Origin of the sequence: Streptomyces cinerochromogenes (assembly GCF_014648635.1) — a bacterium.
In the GTDB taxonomy this organism is placed as follows: domain Bacteria; phylum Actinomycetota; class Actinomycetes; order Streptomycetales; family Streptomycetaceae; genus Streptomyces; species Streptomyces cinerochromogenes.
Window position 1 is genome coordinate 107,006 of sequence record NZ_BMRM01000024.1, and the last position, 15,026, is coordinate 122,031.

General features: G+C 74.5%; 9 protein-coding genes and 1 pseudogene. 5 read left to right on the plus strand and 5 right to left on the minus strand.

The window, feature by feature from the left end; genetic code table 11:
- Positions 1-109: 109 nt before the first annotated feature.
- The 3 genes and pseudogenes from IEZ20_RS40160 to IEZ20_RS34890 form a co-directional block, all read right to left on the minus strand.
- Positions 110-581: pseudogene (locus IEZ20_RS40160) on the minus strand (site-specific integrase); the annotation flags it as partial.
- Between the two features lie 537 nt (positions 582-1,118).
- Positions 1,119-1,985 carry an NmrA/HSCARG family protein gene (locus IEZ20_RS34885; protein WP_189306233.1) on the minus strand — a complete coding sequence of 289 codons (867 nt, stop codon included), beginning with the start codon at positions 1,983-1,985 and terminating at the stop codon, positions 1,119-1,121.
- Positions 1,986-2,156: 171 nt separating this feature from the next.
- Entirely contained in the window at positions 2,157-2,333 is a 177-nt protein-coding gene (locus IEZ20_RS34890; protein ID WP_189306235.1) for a hypothetical protein, read from the minus strand.
- Positions 2,334-2,658: 325 nt separating this feature from the next.
- Between IEZ20_RS34890 and IEZ20_RS34895 the strand changes: the two genes are divergently transcribed.
- From IEZ20_RS34895 to IEZ20_RS34910, 4 genes are all read left to right on the plus strand, one after another.
- Positions 2,659-4,296 (plus strand): glycosyltransferase family 2 protein, encoded by a 1,638-nt coding sequence (locus IEZ20_RS34895; RefSeq protein ID WP_189306237.1) that lies wholly within the window; start codon positions 2,659-2,661, stop codon positions 4,294-4,296.
- The gene (locus tag IEZ20_RS34900) at positions 4,293-5,294 is read left to right on the plus strand and encodes a glycoside hydrolase family 26 protein (protein WP_189306239.1); all 1,002 of its coding nucleotides are present in this window, start codon (positions 4,293-4,295) and stop codon (positions 5,292-5,294) included. The genes IEZ20_RS34895 and IEZ20_RS34900 overlap by 4 nt, the downstream gene beginning before the upstream one ends.
- Before the next feature lie 17 nt (positions 5,295-5,311).
- Entirely contained in the window at positions 5,312-7,213 is a 1,902-nt protein-coding gene (locus IEZ20_RS34905; protein ID WP_189306241.1) for an ArnT family glycosyltransferase, read from the plus strand.
- A 390-nt stretch (positions 7,214-7,603) separates the two neighbouring features.
- Positions 7,604-9,910 carry a hypothetical protein gene (locus IEZ20_RS34910; RefSeq protein WP_189306243.1) on the plus strand — a complete coding sequence of 769 codons (2,307 nt, stop codon included), beginning with the start codon at positions 7,604-7,606 and terminating at the stop codon, positions 9,908-9,910.
- Here the strand turns inward: IEZ20_RS34910 and IEZ20_RS34915 are convergent.
- Together IEZ20_RS34915 and IEZ20_RS34920 are read right to left on the minus strand one after the other, a co-directional pair.
- Positions 9,891-11,255: a hypothetical protein gene (locus IEZ20_RS34915; protein ID WP_189306245.1), complete on the minus strand. Its 1,365-nt coding sequence runs from the start codon at positions 11,253-11,255 to the stop codon at positions 9,891-9,893. The genes IEZ20_RS34910 and IEZ20_RS34915 overlap by 20 nt on opposite strands.
- A 57-nt stretch (positions 11,256-11,312) precedes the next feature.
- The gene (locus IEZ20_RS34920; protein ID WP_189306247.1) at positions 11,313-14,057 is read right to left on the minus strand and encodes a hypothetical protein; all 2,745 of its coding nucleotides are present in this window, start codon (positions 14,055-14,057) and stop codon (positions 11,313-11,315) included.
- 398 nt (positions 14,058-14,455) lie between these two features.
- Between IEZ20_RS34920 and IEZ20_RS34925 the strand changes: the two genes are divergently transcribed.
- Positions 14,456-15,026, plus strand: a 571-nt coding sequence (locus tag IEZ20_RS34925) for a cysteine/serine endopeptidase inhibitor (protein ID WP_229896420.1), incomplete at its 3' end; no start/stop codon positions are given.

Genomic DNA, 15,026 nt, shown 5'->3' on the forward strand with positions numbered 1-15,026 from the left:
GTCCCAGTCGCCGTGACAAGCGACGCAGTGTGACACGCCGCACACAAGTGACTGTAGTGCCCACGGAGCGAAGTGCGGGGCCAAACGGAATCTTCGGATCTCTCCTAGATCAGCTGCACCAATGGCTCAGCCCGCAGACAGAGCCGGGGACCTGAGCTAGATGCCGTACGTGATCACTCGTACTCGTACGCAGCAACTCTTCAATCTTGCGGATGGCGATCTCCTGCCGTCCGTCAATGCACTTGGCGTAACGGCTCAGCACCATCTCGACGCTGTTGCCCGCGCGCTCGGCGACTTCGGTCGGGTCGACTCCTGAGTTGAGCCAGGTCGACAGCGCCGGGTGCCGGAGGTCGTACAGCGCGCAGCGAGCAGGGAGGCGACCGCGGCTGGCGGGAGCGCCAGCGCACGGGCCTCCTGCCAGACGCGGTAATACGTGGACGAGCCGACCACTCCCCACGCTCATTGGTGAACAGCCGCCCGTCCTCGGCGGTGCAGAACGTGTCGAGGTGTTGCCGAAGGATGCCGACTAGCTGAGGCGGGATCGGTACGAGCCGGGCTTGCTCAGCCGGCCGATTCTTCAGGGCCCCCGTCCGCTCCGCCGCCGGTCAGTCCAGTAACCGCCCGCGCGTGACCCACACTGCAGGAATGGGCGTCCCAGTACGCTGCCGTCGGCAGGCAGCCGCGTGGAAGGGGAGCGTCGTGGAGCTAGCGCCGACGATGGTGAACCGTCTTGCGAACAGCGGCCTCGGAGTTGTCCCCGCGGGCGGTGCCGGTGCCTACGCGGTGCAAGCCGGCTCCGGCTTCTCGCGGCTCGTGGCCTGTTGCGCTGTGATCGGGTTCGTGGTCCTCGCCGTGCGGGGATACCGGCTCGGTGTGACGTGTGAGCGCGGGAGGCTCTCGGTCCGTGGCTACCTGCGTACGCGTGTGATTGCGCGAGAGTCCATCACAGAGATCACCGACTTCCCCGCCGTCAGATGGACGGCTCGCAACGGGGGCCAGCGATGGACCCCTGTCGCGGCGTTCATGACGAGCCCGGGCGAGGTCTCGGCAACTCGCCTCCACAAGGACCAGGTCATCGGGGAGTTGTGGCGGTGGGCGGGACGCTAGCGGCGGATCGCTCACGGGCGCGTTCCCGGGCGTCGGTCTTCCCATGTGTGGCGGGCCCACGTCGTGAACGGGGTCCAGGGGATGTCCGGGTGGGTGGCGTGGAGGGTGGGGATGTCGACCTGGTAGCCGCGGGTGTTCAGGAAGGTCCACATGGCGTGCATGTCGGGGTTGGTGATCGTTTCCAGGGGGACCTGGGTGTGGTGGACCTCGTGGCCCAGGGTCTCGGTCAGGGCGGTTGCCATCTGGGTGGGGGTGGGGGCGTCGCTGGCCAGTTCGATGCGGTGGCCGGTGTGAGGGGTGGGGTCGAGCAGGATCTTCGCCGCGAAGGCGGCCAGGTCCTGGCGGGCGAGTTGTTGGAGTGGGCGGTCGGGGGGCAGGGGGAGGTCCAGGGTGCCGGCGAGGATGCGGTCCGCTCCGCCCAGCGCGTTGTCGTAGAAGTAGGTCGGCCCCAGGATCGTGTACGGCACGTCCCCCGAGGTCAGCTCCGCCTCGATGCGCGCCTTGCTGTCGAAGTGGGGTACGCCGGTGTGCTGGTCGGCGCCGGCCACGGAGCTGAGGACCAGGTGCGGGACGCGTGCCCCGGTCGCCGCGGCGAGGATCGCGCGGCCCTGTTCGACCTCGGCCTCCACACCGGCCTCGAAGGGTGTGGTGAACGCGAAGACAGCGGTCGCTCCGCGCATCGCCGTGGTGAGGGACTCGCGGTCGTTCAGCGAGCCCGCCACCACGTCGACGCCTTGTTCCGCCAGCTCCTGTGCGGCCGGCCGGGCCGGGTCGCGGACCAGGGCCCGGACCCGGGCTCCGCGGGTCAGCAGCGCGTCCGTCACGGCCCTGCCCTGCCCGCCCGTCGCCGCCAGCACCAGAATCGGGTCGTCCACCATGGAAGAGTCTCCTGTCCGACTGGGTGAGCGGACCATCGGTCGGTCCGGCTGCAAGCTTTCGTCCCGGCGGCGCGGGCAGCAATGTGAGGCGGCCGGAGGGCTGAACCCGGTGCTCGCGCCTCAGGTCGTCGGGGCAGCGTCATCGGGGCACGGCGTCATCGGGTCATCGGGTCATCGGGTCGCCGATCTCGTCGCGTTGTTGTAGAGGCGTCTCAGGTGTTTCGCCGCCGGGCACGGGGAGGCGTTCAGCGCGCACTGGCGGCAGTAGCGGCGGTGGGTCTCGTAGTCCTCGCGGGCCTGGTCCAGGGAGGGGGCGGCGGCGGGGGTGGGGTGGCTGCTTGACTGCATGGGTGGAGCTCCTGGGGGTGGGGCGGTGCCGAGCCAGTGCCTGAGGGTGTGCTGCTGTGCCGAGCGGGCGCCTGGGATGTGGTGGCCGGTGGCCTCCAGGAGATGATGATCTTGTTACTGGGGGTACCGCCCTCCGATCCCCCTCGCTCCGTTCCTTGGTGCAGGAGTCGTGCCCCAACAGCCCCTCTTCCGGTCGCAGGAGGGTGTCCGCGCGTACGGCTTCCTAGCCTGGCCGTCGTGCTGTCGGGCGAGCGGCGCCGGTCGCCCGGCCCGGATCGTCCGGACAGCATCCTGATCCTCGCCAGCCGCCCCTGGAGCCGACGTCATGGCTGCCCACCGTGTTCTTGTGTCCGCCGGGTCCGCGCGGCTGTCCGCGGCGCGGCCGGAGGGGCTGCTTCCCACGCCTCCCGACGACCACGAGAAGTACTCCTACGTCGTGCGCCGCACCTGGCTGCTGAGCCTCACGTCGTTCCTCGGGTTCGTCTGCGTCTTCTACAGCCAGGTCGACTCGGCGCGGCACGGGCCGTGGATCTGGCTCTTCTCCCCCGTGCTGCTGCTGTCCGCGCTGGGCTTTCTGATCTCGCTCAGGCTGGACCTGTTCACCCCTGACTTCGACGTGCGGGCCCATCGTGAGCTGGTGCGGTCCTGGTCGCCGAGGGAGTATCCGTCGGTCGACGTCTTCCTCCCGGTGTGCGGGGAGCCGATCGCGGTGCTGCACAACACCTGGACGCACCTGCAGCGGCTGGTCGAGGCCTATCCCGGGCGGGTCACGCCGCTCGTCCTGGACGACTCCGACAGTCCGGAGGTCGCCGCCATGGCGGACGACTTCGGGTTCCGCTACCTGGTGCGGCCCGACCGCGGCTGGTTCAAGAAGGCGGGCAACCTGCGCTACGGCTTCGCGCACTCCGACAGCGAGTTCATCCTCATCCTGGACGCCGACTTCGCTCCCCGGGCCGATCTGCTCGACGAACTGCTGCCGTACATGGACGCCGACCCGGACACCGGGATCGTGCAGTCCCCGCAGTTCTTCCGCGTCCTCGACCAGCAGAACTGGATCGAGCGCGGCGCCGGTGCCGTACAGGAGTTGTTCTACCGCTCGGTCCAGGTCTCCCGGCAGCGCAGCGACGGGTCCATCTGTGTCGGCTCCTGCGCCGTCTACCGGCGCACCGCCCTCGCCGAGGTCGGCGGCACCAGCCTGATCGAGCACTCCGAGGACATGCACACCGGCTTCGACCTGCGGGCGCGCGGCTGGGACCTGCGGTACGTACCGCTCGCGCTCGCCACGGGTCTGTGCCCGGACACCGTCGGCGCCTACTACAGCCAGCAGTACCGCTGGTGCATGGCCTCCATGAGCATGCTGGGCAGCCTGGAGAACTTCTGGCGGGTGCGGATGCGCTTCGTCAGCCGGCTCTGCTACGTCTCCGGGTTCGTCTACTACATCGAGTCGGCCCTGATGATCTTCACCGGCCCGCTGATCGTGTCGGTGCTGCTGCTGTTCTTCCCCGAACAGGTCAAGGTCACCGACATGTGGCTGCTGCTGCCCGGTGTGGCCTACCTGGTCGTCGTGTACCCGCTGTGGCACCGCAGTCCGTACCGCCTGGAGGCGTGGGCGACGCGGGTCCTGTACAGCTGGTCGCACGTCTTCGCCGTCTGGGACGTGCTGCGCCGCCGCGCCATGGGCTGGCAGCCCACCGGTTCCGGAGGCGCGCGGAGGAACAACGTCCGGCGCCTGTGGATCGGGATCTGGGGGTGGACCGTACCCGTCACCGCGCTCTGGATCGGTGCCGCGCTGTGGCGGATGGACACGATGGTGCCGGAGGACTTCGCCCTCCCGCTCGGCTCCGGGCTGTTCTACGCGGCGGCCGTGGTGCGGGTCCTCGTCCTGCCCCGGGCCGCGGAGCCCTCGGGCGAGCCCGGTCCCGCCGTGCCGGACGTCGTCACGGCCGGGCGGGCCGCCGTATGAGCGGCGTCGGGCGCAGGGCCGCGCTGGGCTGGGCGCTCGCCGCCGCGGCCACGTCGGCGGCGGGCTGCACCCCGAGCCGTACGGCGCCGATCGGGGCCGGCGGGCAGGGGCCCTCCGTCAGGACCGCGCCGTACGTGCCGTTCGACGTCACCTGGATGATCCGGCCCGCGCACGGCCGGAAGTACCTGGGAGCCGCCCTTCCCGGGGTGCGCGTGACACCGGGCGTCCTCGACGCCTGGGCCGGGAAGGCCGGCAAGGCGCCCAACCTGCTGTCCTACCGGCTCTCCTGGGGCGACGGGTTCCCGGCCGGGGAGACCCTGGCGGTGTGGCGCCGGCGGATGCTGCCGTACCTCGTCTGGGATCCCTGGAAGCCGACGCTCCGGGCGATCGCCGAGGGCCGTGCCGACGCCTACGTCCGGCGTACCGCGCTGACCGTCCGCGACCTCAATGTGCCGCTCGCCGTGAGTTTCGCCCAGGAGATGAACGGCGACTGGTACCCGTGGGGCGTCCGCAAGACGGCGCCGGAGGAGTTCGTCGGCGCGTGGCGGCGCGTCCACGACCTCTTCCAGGACACCGGGGTGTCGAACGTCATCTGGGTCTGGAGCCCCACGGTGGCCGGCCCGGCCGCGTCGGCGCGGTTGCGGTCGTACTACCCGGGTGACGCCTACGTGGACTGGCTGGGTCTCGTCGGCTACTACACCGGGACCGGTCCGCACACGTTCGACACCCTCTTCGCCCCCGTCATCAGGAAGGCCAGGGCCTTCACCCGGAACCCGGTGCTCGTCGCCGGGACCGCCGCGGCGTCCGGGGCCCGCAAGCCCGCGGAGATCAGGGACCTGCTGCGCGCGGTGACCACCCGCCGGGATGTCGTCGGTTTCGTCTGGTCCGACCTCGACAAGGAGACGGACTGGCGGATCGACAGCAGCCCCGAGGCGCTGGCCGCCTTCCGCCGCGGTGTCGCCGACCCGCACTTCGGCTTCGACGTGAGGCATCCGTGACGACCGCGGAGGGTCCGATGACGAGCGGCCATGGTCCGGTGACGGCCGCCGAGGGACTGGTTCCGGTCGCGGAGGGCCTGGGCGCGGTCGCCGAGGGTCCGGGACCGGGTGCCGAGGGTCCGGGACCGGGTACCGAGGGTGCGGTGGCCGGCTTCGGGGGGCGGGCGTACCGCGGTGACGGGCCCTACGACCCCGAGTCGACGCTGCGGCTGCGGGTGCTGCCCGCCCGGGGCCGCCCCGAGCCCGCGCCCGGTTACACCTTCGACGAGATCACCCGGGCCGACTGGGCGCTCGGGCCGGTCCCCGACACGGGCTGGTCCGCGGCGCCCGGTGCCCGCCGGACCTGGGTCAGCCGTGCCCTGCTGGCCTGTCTGCTGCTCGTCCAGGCGATGCTGTCCCTGCGCCTGCACAACACCGCCTTCGAGGACGAGGCGCTGTACGTCTACGCCGGGCACGCCATGATCGACCACCTGTTCCACGGCACCCCCGACTACGGCGGCTTCGGCACCTACTTCTCCGGCTCGCCCGTCCTCTACCCCGTGCTCGCGGCGTGGGTGGACTCCGTCGGCGGACTGACCGCGGTGCGGCTGATGAGCCTCGGCTTCATGCTGGCCGCCACCGGGCTGCTCTACTCCTTCACCCGCATGCTCTTCAACGAGCGGACCGCGCTGTGCGCCGCGGGGATCTTCGCCGTCAGCCAGTCGACGCTGTTCCTCGGCAACTTCGCGACCTACGACGCCCTGGCGATCCTGCTGCTCGCGCTGAGCGCCTGGATCCTCGTCCGGGTCGTCCGGGTCATCCGAGTCGTCCAGGGCGTCCAGGGCGTCCAGGGCGCCAAGGTCACCCGGGGCATCCGGCTCGCCCGCGGCCACTGGGCGCTGCCGCTGGCCGCGGCGCCGGTGGCGGCCCTCGCGGTGGGGGTGAAGTACGCCTCCGCGCTGTACCTCCCGACCGTCACCATCCTGCTGGTGCTGGCCGCCCACCGGCGCCTGGGCGGGCGTCAGGCGCTGCGGCTCGGTGCGGTGTTCACCGGCGGTGTGGTGGTCCTGCTCGGCATCGGCCTGGCCACCACCGACTACCTGCAGGCGATCCGCAGCACCACCACCGACCGGGCGCACGGCACCACGTCGGTGCCGGCCATGGCCTGGGACTGCTTCCGCTGGGGCGGCCTGCTCTTCGCCCTGGCCTGCCTCGGCACCGTGCTCTACACGCGCCGCGAGCGGCTCGGCGAGGTGCCGGGCCGGCGGGCCCCGGCGGGTCCGGGGACGCGGTGGCGCCTGGTCCTGGGTGCCGTCCTCACCGGCACCGCGCTGCTCGCGCCCGCGTACCAGATCCACCTCCAGACCAGCGTCTCCCTGCACAAGCACATCGGGTACGGCCTGCTGTTCGCCGCCCCGATGGCGGGCGTGGGCCTCACCCGGCTGGTGGGAGCGCACTTCAGGTTCCCCCAGGCGGCCATCGCCGTCGGGGTGCTGGCCCTCACCCTCGGCATGTCGCAGTCCGCGCAGAACTACGGCATCTGGCCGAGCACCACCTATCTGATGCCGGAACTGGCCAAGAACGTACGGCCGGGGCAGAAGTGGCTGGGCCAGCCGCACGAGGCGCCCGTGTACTACCTCAGCCGCGAGGGCCTCACCGACTACACGCTGTGGACCTCGATCTACTACATCGACTACACGGGACGTCAGGGCCGCCACCTCATGGGTGCGGAGGGCTACCGGGCCGCGATCGACGACGGCTGGTTCGACGGTGTCGTCCTGGACTGGTCCGACCAGCCGGGCGACGTCCAGGCGCTGATCCGCGGCGAGATGCGGACCAGCGGACGGTACCGGCTGGCCGGCGCCCTGTCGTACCGCACGTCCGTGGGCACGGGGCACTTCGAGATCTGGCTCCGTGTGCCGGCGGCGCACGGGCGCTGACGGGGCCGAGGGACGGCGGGCCGGGAGGGGGTCGTCGCGATCGTGCCCGTGCGGACACGGTTTCCGCCCGGAGGGGCACGAAGGCTCCGCGGGCCCGGCGGCCGGCCCGTGTTCGTCGGCCGGTCTCTATATCATCGGCCCGGACGTCAGGCCGAGGCCGAGGGTTCCGGCACGGCCGAGCGGGGCCCCAGCACGACGACGGAGATGCCCGGATGAATCCCAGTCAGGTGACCGGACCGGCCGAGACCCGGCCCCCGTCCCCCGCCGCCCCGTCCCCCGCTGCCCCGTGCCCCGCTCCCCCGTCCCTCGCCGCCCCGGCCGGCGGCACGCTCGCGTACGGCCGTTCCGCGGCGCGGCGGACAGGCACTTGACGCTGTGGCGGACAGGCACGTGACCGCACGCGGCAGGGACGGCGGCGGCGCGGGCGGCAGGAAGCGGCCGTGGCGGACGCCGAGGGCCCGGTCCGCGCCCCCGGCCGAACGGCTCGCGGCGCCCCCGGCCGAACCGCACGCGGCGCCCCCGGCCGCCCTGGCGGTGCAACGGGTCGGCGGCGCCTGGCTGGTGCACCCGGCCACCGGACCCGACCGGCGGTCGCTGCTGTTCGCCGCCGGCCTGGCAGCCGATCCCGAGTACGCGGTCGTCGTCGTGGACCTCCTGCCGGACACGGCGCTGGACGCGGTCGAGGAGGCGCTGGCGCGGGCGGTGCCCGCCGGTCCGCGCGGCCTGCGGCTGGTGTTCGGCAGACCGCCGTCGCAGGGCCCCGCCGCCGCGGGACGCTGGCTGGCCGGGCGGCTGGGGCGGGACGTGGTCGTACCGGACGGGGTGCTGCTCCCGTCCGCCGGGGGCGCCCTGTTCATCGGGGCGGACCGGGGCCGGGGCTGGGTGCTCGCCACGCCGGAGGGCCGGGAGCGGTACGTGTCCCGCCGTTTCCCCCGGCCCGCGTGGGACGGCACCCTGCCGGACCGCCCCCGGCCGGTGGGAGGGGACGCGGTGGCCGAACCGGTGAGCGCCGGGGTGTGGATCCGCCCGGTGCGCGAGGACGCCGCCCAGCACCGCCACCGCCGGTACCTGGCCGCCCGGCTGCGCTGCCGGAGCGAGGCGGTCACCGTGGTGATCGGCACTCCCGACGCCCCGGAGCCCGCGCCGGAGGACGTCGCGCGTTTCTGGCTGGGGCTTCCGGAGGACGCCAGGTCCACGATGCGCGTCGTGCTGTTCGGGCGGGCGCGGGGAGCCGGCGGGCGTCCCTACGGCGAGCACCTCGCCGACCTGACCGGCGAGCCGGTCCGTGTCTACAACGGTTTTCCCACCAGCGATCCGGTCGTCGGCCGGGCGCCGCTGGACGAGGTGCGGTTCCTGGAGGGGGACGGGACTCCCGGGCGGCCCGTCCTCGCCCGCGAGTACCTGTGCCTGCCCCCGGAGCCGGGCGGACAGCCCGCCGTGTCACTCGCGGTCGACCACCGCTGGCCCCTCGACCACCTGCCGATGCTCCGCCGGGGCCTGTACCGCGGCGGGCCGGGCGTCGCGCTGGAGGTGCTCCCCTGGGGGCTGTGGATACGTCCCTCCGCCGAACCGTCGTACGCCGACGAGGTACGCGCCGCTCCCCCGGACCCGCACCACGAACTGATCCTGTGCGACGACAGCGTCGCCGAGGCGCTGCCCCGGCTCCAGCAGCTGGCCGAGGACGTCGTGCGGCGCCTGCCGCCGGAGACCGGTCTGCTGGTGCGGGTGCTGACCGCCGGCCGGCCGTGGGGTGTGCCCGCGCCGGCCGCCGCGCGCCGTGAACTCCCGCCTGCCGGTGGCGCGTCACGGGTCGGGGAGGCCGAGGAGGGGGGCGAGGAGAAGCCTGCGCACGGGTTTGAGGAGAGGGCTGAGGCGGGGGCTGGAGAGGAGGCCGTGGCGGGGCCGGAGCGGGTGGCGGGCGGTCCGTTCGGCGGCGCGGGGTCTCCCAGGGACGCCGCCGTCGTCGCCCTGGCGCTCCAGCGGAACCCCGAGCTGGGCCGGGGCTTTCCACCCGAGGCCGTCCTGGCGGGACTCCTCGCGGCCCGGCTCCAGCTGACGGTGCACGGACGGGGATCCGGCCCGCAACCCGCGGGCACCGGTGGTGCGGTGCCGGCGCCGACCGCGCCGGCCCTGGAGGGGCTGGCGATGCTGCCCGTGCACGACGGCGTGGTGGCGTTGCGCACCGACCTGGACGAGGCCGGGGCGCGGTGGTACGAGGAACACCGCCAGGTCGTCGAGGACGGGGTGTGCTCGGCGTCCCTCACCGGCAATCCCGGGCGGACGGGCAACGCCGACATCGTCATCCGCTCGCTCACCGGCCGCCGCACGGCCCTGCTGGAACCCGAGCTCCCGGACAGGGTGCTGTTCGCGCCGGGAACGCGGTTCGAGGTCCTTCAGGTCAGGGTGCGGCGGGGCGAGCGTACGGTCGTGATGATGCGGGAGCTGCCCGCGGGGGATGTCGTGCCGGACGGTCCCGTCCCGGTGGTCGGGGCGGTCGTGCGGGAGATGGAGGAGTCCCTGCGGGTGTGGCGCGGGGACGAGGAGAGCGGTCCGGTGCGGAGCGGCACACCGGACCCGTTCGCCCGTCCGCCCGGTCTGGGGGAGCCGACCCCGGACCCGACCCCGGTCCCGGACCCGGCGCGGGGCCGGTCCGGCGCCGTGGGCCGTCCCGTCGCGCTCAGTGAGCGGTTCCGCTGACCCACAGGGTCGTGCCGTCCTGCTGGATCACCACGTCGCCGTCGTCCTGCAGCACGAGCTGGGCCCCGTCGTGCCCGGCGGTCCCGGAGGACCAGGCCGTCTGGTCGTCGCGGGTGTAGACGACGAGGTGGCCGTCGGCCTGGAAGACCGTCCGGTAGCCCCGGCCCTCGGTGTGGGAGGACCAGCGGACCGTGCCGTTCTCGTCGGTGACGACCAGGTTGCCGTCGTCCCGCATGGCGAGGGTGGCCCGGTCGGACACGATCGACGTGCCGGGCTCCAGCACCCGGGTGGCCTCGACCACCAGACCGCCCGCGGTGGTCGGGGCGGCCGTCGGGGTGGCGGTCTGCGGGGTGGGGGCGGGCGCCGCGGCCGGGGCGGGAGTGGGCGCCGGAGGGGCGGGTGCCGCTGAGGTTGTGGCGCGGGTCGCGGCCGCCGGTGTCGGGGTGGTGCGGGGGGTGTGCGGGGTGGTGGTGTGCGGGGTGCTGCGCGACGTGGTGGGGCCGCCCGTGGTGGCGGTCCGGGTGGTGGCGGTCCCTGTGGTGGTGGTCCTGGTGGCGGCCGTCCGGGTGGTGGCCGTCGTCCGGTGTTCCCCGGTGCCGGACGCGGGGTGGCTCTGGCTCTGCTGCCGCTGCGGTGCACCACCGGCGAGGGCCGTCGGAGCGTGTTGCGTGGCGCGGGGGGTGGGTGGGGTCTCGGGGTGGGGGGCGCGTATGCCGGGGCCTTGGTACGGCTTGCGGGGGGAGACGCGGATGCTCGGGGCCGGCGCGGGGGGTGACGAGGAGGTGTGGGGTTCGGGGGACGCGGAGGACGGGGTGGAGCGAGACGGGGCGGACGGAGACGAGGCGGAGGGAGCCGGGGCGGAGCGGGACGAGGTCGCGGGGGTGGGGTGGGTCGGGACGTCGATGGTGAAGTCGGGGCCGACCGTCCGCGGCGAGGGGGACTGCCGGCCGGATGCCTCGAAGTCGGTCTCGCCGTCCTTGTCGTTGTGGCTCAGTGCCAGCGGCAGCGCGACCAGGACCGCTCCGGCGACCGCGGCGGCGGCCAGCATCGGCCGCTGGCTGGGCTTGCCGCCGGCGGGCGCGGCGCCGTCCGCCGTACCGCCCTCGGGTTCCGGTGCCTCCTCCCGGCGGCGGGCGCCCACGGTCCGCAGGCCGGCTGTCGGCGCGCCGTCGCGGAGCTGCCGGGCGGGCGGGACCGGGGCCGGGGCCGTCCGAGGCGACTCGCCGGTGTCGGAGCCGGCGGCGGGCTCGGTGGCGGTGGACAGGACCACCGCCCGCCGCATCCTCAACTGGTCGGCGGCTTCCGGCGGTGCGCCGCGCCGTGGCGTCCTGCGCTCAGCGGACATGCTGTTCTCCTCTGCTGGGGGTGGGGGTGTCCGGCCCGGCGGGGCCGGACGGCCTGATCAGGCGCGGTCGTCCGCCTCCGGGGGGCGTTCGGCCAGCTGTCCGGCGAGGCGGGGCGGCCACGAAGCGGCGGGGCCGGCCGCCGGTTCCCGGTCCGCCGCCTGCCGCAGTGCTCCCAGGGCGGCCCGGTCCCCGGCCTCCTGCTCACCGGAACGAGCGGCGGGGCCGCCGTCGGTCACCTCACGCAGCAGTACCGTCATGGCGCCGGGCCGCCCTTGGGTCCCGAGGACCCTGAAGCGGGTACCGGGGCCGAAGACGACCTCCTCGCCGTGCCCGGCGGGCCCGCCGGCGGGACCCGGGGTGAACAGGCCGCGCACCCGCCGGCCGGTCACCGACCAGACGAGGTACCGGTCGGCTGCCGACGCGGGAGCGCCGTCCAGCGCCAGGGCGCCGACCGGGCCCGGCTCGCACAGTTCCGTACCGGGGGGCAGTGCGCTCGCCCCCGGGGGGAGGGTGCCGGCGTCGCGGACGACGACCCCGCGGTACGACGGGAGCCGCCGTAGTCCGGATGCCAGACAGGACAGGTAGGGCAGCGCCTCGTCCGCCCCCAGCGCGAGGCGCCGTTCCAGCCAGGTCCAGCTCAGCGGGCCGTCGTCCAGGGTGAGGAAACAGCGCACCGCGACGAGGTCCGCGGGCGTCTCCTCGCTCTGCTGGTGCATGCGCAGCCCCGGCACCACCATCAACGTACGGGCCACGGCCGCCTGTTGCTGCCACCACTGCTCACCGGCCAGGGCCTGGACCGCCTGCCGGTCGGCCGGACTGCTCCGGTGCAGCGGAGTGATGCGGACGGGGAGGGCGGCTCGGCGTTCCGGGGTGGTGGGTGCGGGTGAGTGCTCCGGGGTGGGGGGCCGGACGGGCGCGGGGGCCTGGGTTGTGGGCCGGGCGGGCGCAGGCCCCTCGGTGGCGGGCCGGGCAGGCGCAAGCCCCTGGGGCGCGCGGTGGGGCGGCGCCGGTGCCGGCGCGGGTGCCGGTGCTGGTGCCGGCGCGGGTGCCGGTGCTGGTGCCGGCGCGGGTGCCGGTGCCGGTGCCGGTGACGGGGGCTGTGTTCGTGGGGCCGGTGGCCCCTGGGGCACGGGAGTGGGGGCCGTGCTCTGTGTGAACGTGGACGTGGCCGTGGGGGCGGGAGCGGTCGGCGCGGTCGACAGTCCTGTCGGTGCCTCGCGTGCGACCTTCCAGGGGACCGGGACGGAACGGCCGCCCGGTCCGCCCACCGAGCGGCTCGCGGCGAGTGCCTGGGCGTAGCCCGGCGGCACCGGGGCCCTCACCGCGGCCGCGGCGGGCACGGCCGGGGTGTCGACCACCGGCGCGGGCGGGGCGGACACGCGCCGGACCCGTACGCTCATCGGCGAGGCGTGCCAAGGAGCCTGGGCGGTGTCGGCGTCCGCGTGGGGCGCGGCCGGCTCGGCGGCCGTCTCCTCCGCGCCGTCGTCCTGGCGGTACTCCAGGGCGAGGTCCCCTCGTTCGGCGAGGCGGCGCAGCAGGCGCCGTCCCTGCGGACCGCACCTGCCGAGCACGTGCAGCGTCGTCCGCGCCCGCACCGACGGTTCCAGTCCCTCCACCAACGTGTCGAGCACGGGCCACAGCCGGTCGTCGAGCCGCTGCCCGGGCGCACCGACGTCGACGGTCACCGTGTCGGCGGCGAGCGCTCGCCCGGACGCCTCCGCGGGTACGTCGCCGTGGGGGCCCACCCACAGTCCCGCGCGGGTGACGGCGACCTGCCACACGTCGTCCAGGAGCAGGACCCCGTCCCGGGGGCCGGCGGCCAGTCCGGCGACGGGCGGCCGCCAGCGCAGGACGCGCGGTGCCGGGGCGGGACCGCCGGAAGCCGGGCGGCAGGCGACGGCCTCCACGTAGGGCCGCCAGGTCGGTTCGCCGTCCGCTCCGATCAGCACCACGGCCCAGTCCTCGTCCGCGCCGTCCGCGCGCTCCAGCAGGACGGGGACCCCGCTCACCACCTCCACCTCGGTGCCCAGCAGGTCGGCGGTCTCCTGGCCGCCGCCCAGCAGGTCGCGTCCGTCCCCGGGGACGAGGCGGGCGGCGGCGCGGGCCCGTGAGGGCAGCAGGGCGAGCAGTTCGGCCAGGGCCCGCGCGGAGACGGGGGGCGTGCCGGGGGTGCCCACCACGACGGCGAGCCGGTGCTCGTCCACGGGGATCGAGGCGGCGACGGCCCGTTCGGCGTCCGGGACCGGTCCCGCCGTCCGGATCAGCACGCCCGCGGGGACGGGCTCGACCACATGCCCGTCGACGGCGTCGGCCGTCAGCCGTGCCGCCGCGTCCTCCCAGCTCGGCACGGGATGGCGCAGCCCGAGCGGCCGGGGTGCCAGGCCGGGGGCGAAGTGCCGCCAGCCGCCTGGTTCGGCGGGGGTGAAGAGCGTGCCGCCGGGGGCGACGACCACCGGGCCGGCGGGGGCGACGACGTCCAGGCCCCAGGTGTCGGCGACGCGCCTGGCGGGAGCGGGGCGGTCCGGCAGGTCGGCTCCCGCGCCGGCCCACAGCAGCCGTACGCCGGTGATCCCGGTCCGGCCGCACTCGTCCAGCACCGGTGCGAGGTGCTGCCACAGGACGGTGGACCCGGCGATGCTCGCGGAGACCACCACGGTCGCCTGGTCGTGTTCCCCGCCGCTCAACGCGTCGGCGGTCGCGGCAAGTCGTGCCGACTCCCCGGCGTCGGACGCGAGCAGGTAGAGGGGGCCGGACCGGCTGGGACGGGACGGTCCGGCCCACCGTGAGGCGAGCGTCCTCAAGGGGCCGAGACCGGTTGTCCACCGCCGCACAGGTCCTCGCCCGCTCACTGGTCGCCGTGTCTCCCGCCCGGTGCTGCGCCTGCCCGGGCCTGAGCCGCCGACCCGGCACGGTCATCGCAGCAGGTGCGGCCGCCGGGCCTCAAGGAGTCCGGCGGAAGCGTGCCCTTTCGGACGGCGGCCCGTGCACGAGAGGACATGGCGCCCCGGGCCGGGGACGAGCGCGGCGGCGGGCCGTTGCGGTCCCGGCGGGTGCGGGCGGAGTGACCGAAGAGGCGGAGTGAGTGGCTCGCCGGGCAGACGGCGCGGCGGACCGCTGCCATCTCCCTTCCGCTTCTCCAATGATCGGCCCGGCGAGTCGAGAAGCGATCCACACCACATGAGACCGACCAGGAGATTGCGTGTCCATCCGGAACCGGATCATCGCGGGCGGTGCCGTCGCCCTGGTGACCGTCACCTTGGGAGGTGTGTCCCTGGCGCTGGCCGACAACCCGGTCAGCGCCCAGACCATCTCCGGCCAGATGACGTACTACAACGACAGCGGGTACGGCGCCTGCGGCAGCAGGGTCGACGCGGCCAGTGAGGACCTCGTCGCCGTGTCCCACGAGTGGTGGACGTCCGCCGACCCCAACCAGGACCGGCTGTGCCGGGGGGTCGACGTCCAGGTGACGTACAACGGCAAGACGATCACCGTGCCCGTCAAGGACATGTGCCCCTCGTGCGCCGCCGGGCACATAGACCTCAGCCAGACCGCGTTCCAGAAACTGGCCCCCCTGGAGAAGGGCCTCGTCAAGGGCATCACCTGGAAGTTCGTCACCGACGGCGGCGAGGCCATCGAGCCGCCGTCCGCGTCTCCCGAGCCGGTGCGCAGCGGGGAGCCGGCGCCCGACGGCGGTCCGGGCGGCGGGGGGTGGCCGTCGCGGTATGCGGCTCCGTACGTGGAGACCTGGGGGTCGCCCTCGGATCTGGAGA